This is a genomic window from Mycobacterium sp. E2462 (assembly GCF_001672685.1).
Taxonomy (GTDB): Bacteria; Actinomycetota; Actinomycetes; order Mycobacteriales; family Mycobacteriaceae; genus Mycobacterium.
Map to the genome: position 1 here is coordinate 1 of NZ_LZKC01000456.1, position 3,227 is coordinate 3,227.

Consider the following 3,227-nt stretch of genomic DNA (forward strand, 5'->3'; position numbering starts at 1 on the left):
GGTTCGCGCCGGCTCGTTACCGCCGTACAGGTCGCCCTCGGCGCAGTGACGCAGCGGCGACGAGCACAGGTCCGTCGGGTTGGTCGAGTCGTCGTAGATGTAGTTGGCGGCCGCGTAGTGGCTGGTGAACCCGACGAACCCGGACGAGCGGTGCGCCTCGGTGGTCCCCGTCTTCCCGGACACCGGCAGGTCCCAGCCCGCCGCACCGGCCGAGCCGGCCGCCGTGCCGCCGCCCACCGCGTCCTTGCTCATCGCGTTGGCGAGCGTGTTCGCCAGGCCCTCGGGCACCACCTGATCGCAGGTCTCGGTGGTGACGGCGACCTCGTTGCCGTGCCGGTCGACCAGCTTGTCGATGGGATTGGGCGGACACCAGACCCCCCCGGAGCCCAAGGTGGCCGCGACGTTGGAGAGCTCCAGCGCGTTCACCTCGATGGGCCCCAGCGTGAAGGAGCCGATGTTCTGCCGCTTGACGAAGTCGGCCAGGCTCTCGTTGCTGTCGGGGTTGTAGTCGCGGGCGGTGCCGGGATCGGCGTAGGAGCGCAGGCCCAGCTTGATGGCCATGTCGACGGTGCGGGTGACCCCGACCTGCTGAATCAGCTTGGCGAACGCGGTGTTCGGCGAGGTGGCCAGCGCGTCGGTGACGTTCATCGACCCGCGGTAGTTGCCGGCGTTGACGACGCACCAGTTGTCCTTGGGGCAGCCCTTGGCGCCACCGCTACCCATGCCCTTGGCCTGGAAGCGCCCGGGCACCTCGAGGGTGGCGTTGATGCCCATGCCCATGTCCAGCGCGGCCGCCGTCGTGAAGATCTTGAACACCGAGCCGGCCCCGTCTCCGACCAGGGAGAACGGTTGCGGGCGCATCGTCTGGCCGGCGTCCACGTCGAGGCCGTAGGTGCGGTTGCTGGCCATCGCCATCACCTTGTGCGACGTCTTGCCGGGCTGGATCACGCTCATCACGCTCGAGATGCCCGGCAGCGTCGGGCTGGCGAACTTGTCGATGGCGGACTTGACGGGGATCTGCACGTCCGGGTCCAGCGTGGTCTTGATCAGGTAGCCGCCCCGCGCCACCTGCTCCTTGCTGATCCCGGCGCGGGACAGGTACTCCTGCACGTAGTCACAGAAGAAGGCGCGGTCGCCGGCCGCGATGCAGCCCCGCGGCAGCTCGTTGGGCTGCGGCAGGATGCCCAGCGGGGTGGCCTTGGCGGCGCGCAGGGCGTCGGCCTCCTGCGGGATGTTCTGGATCATGGTGTCGAGCACCAGGTTTCGCCGCGCCAACGCGCCGTCGGGGTTGACGTAGGGGTTCAGCGCGCTGGTTGACTGCACCATGCCGGCCAGCAGCGCCGCCTGCTGCCAGTTCAGGTCTGAGGCGTTGATGCCGAAGTAGGTCTGCGCCGCGTCCTGCACCCCGAACGAGCCGTTGCCGAAGGACACCAGGTTGAGGTAGCGGGTCAGGATCTCGGGCTTGGTGAAGGTCTTGTCCAGGGTGAGCGCCATGCGGATCTCGCGCAGCTTGCGGGCCGGGGTGGTCTCGACGGCCGCACGCTTCTCGGCGTCCGTCTTCGCCGTCACCAGCAGCTGGTAGTTCTTGATGTACTGCTGCTCAATGGTCGAACCGCCGCGGGTGTCGACGTCGCCGCGGGCGTAGCCGGCCAGCCCGGTCAGGGTGCCCTTCCAGTCGACCCCGTTGTGTTCGGCGAACCGCTTGTCCTCGATCGACACGATCGCGAGCTTCATCGTGTTGGCGATCTTGTCGCCGGGCACCTCGAAACGGCGTTGGGAATACAGCCACGCGATGGTGTTGCCCTTCGCGTCGACCATCGTCGACACCGCGGGAATCTCACCCTCGAGCAGCTGCGCCGATCCGTTCGCCACGACCTCGGAGGCGCGGTTCGACACCAGCCCGAATCCACCGGCGAACGGGAACATGAGGGCCGTGGCGACGACGCTGGCCAATAAACAGAACCCCGCAAGCTTCAGGATCGTGAGAGCGGCCGGGGGGCGGTCTGACATGGCTACTACAGTAGCGGCCCCTAGTCACGCCGCCACGCTGCGCGTTCACCAGGTTTTTTCGCATCCATTGACCTGCGGCTTACCGCCCGGCGGACCCATAAATTTGCGCTGGCGTCACTAAAGCGCTACGAAACGTAGTGTGCAAGATCACTATGTGATCTATCGTTTGGGACGAGACGGGACGGCCGTCCCAAAAAAAGAGTTATCGGACTGTTGCGCAATTGGCACCTGACCACCTAACTTAGACACACGGTGAGATTCAGGTAACACCGAAGTTCACAGTGTGGCGTAGATCGCAGACGCGAATCTGCACCCGAGGAGGGCGGTCGCGAGCAGCGACCGGTAGGGAAAGGGAACACTTTCGTGTCAGCAATACGGCCGGCGGCGCGTAAGACCAACAATGCAGCCGCACAGGGGATACTTCGCAGCGTCGACTCCGAGGAACGGATCGCTTGGGTCTCCAAGGCGCTCTGCCGGACCACCGATCCCGACGAGCTCTTCGTGCGGGGGGCCGCGCAGCGCAAAGCCGCGGTGATCTGCCGGCACTGCCCGGTGATGCAGGAGTGCGGGGCCGACGCCCTGGACAACAAGGTCGAGTTCGGCGTGTGGGGTGGCATGACCGAGCGCCAGCGCCGGGCCCTGCTCAAGCAGCACCCCGAGGTCGTCTCCTGGGGAGACTTCTTCGACAAGAGGCGCAACCGCAGCGTCGGCTGACCGCCGACAGCCCCTTCCCTGTCACCGACGGGCCCGCGTTGTGCGGGCCCGTCGCTCACGCTCAGGGGGCGGCGACGGTGCCCGCAATCTGGTCGGCCAGGGCCCGCAACGCGTCGAGGTCCGAGACGTCGAACGGCAGCGACGGCACACCGACCACCGGCACGTGCGGGTTCGCCCCGGTGAATCGCGACAGCAGCCGCAGCTCGCGCTTGGCGGTCTGCGCCCGCTCGGCGTGGATCTTGAGCACCGCCGCGGCCAGGGCGGCCGCCTCCGAATCCGCCTCGCCCTCCAGCACTTCGCTGCCGTCGATCGCGCGTTCGGCCGGCAGGGCGCACAGCGTCGGGTGCGTGCGGTTGAGCACCAGCCCGGCCAGCGGCATCCCTTCCTGCGACAGCCGGTCGACGAAAAAGGATGCCTCACGCAGCGCGTCGGGCTCGGCCGCCGACACCACGACGAACTGGGTGCCCCGCCGTTTGAGCAGCGCGTAGGTGCGGTCGGCCTTC

2 protein-coding genes and 1 pseudogene are annotated in these 3,227 nt (G+C 67.6%); 1 reads left to right on the forward strand and 2 read right to left on the reverse strand.

Features of this window, described 5'->3' with window-relative positions:
• On the reverse strand, positions 1-2,010 hold a 2,010-nt coding region (gene ponA2, locus A5714_RS23460), incomplete at its 3' end, for a transglycosylase/D,D-transpeptidase PonA2 (protein ID WP_068289431.1).
• A gap of 363 nt (positions 2,011-2,373) precedes the next feature.
• Here ponA2 and A5714_RS23465 point away from each other — a divergent pair.
• Positions 2,374-2,724 carry a WhiB family transcriptional regulator gene (locus tag A5714_RS23465; protein WP_068074374.1) on the forward strand — a complete coding sequence of 117 codons (351 nt, stop codon included), beginning with the start codon at positions 2,374-2,376 and terminating at the stop codon, positions 2,722-2,724.
• 61 nt (positions 2,725-2,785) lie between these two features.
• On the opposite strand, the pseudogene A5714_RS23470 reads toward A5714_RS23465, so the two are convergent.
• Positions 2,786-3,227: pseudogene (locus tag A5714_RS23470) on the reverse strand (ArsA family ATPase); the annotation flags it as partial.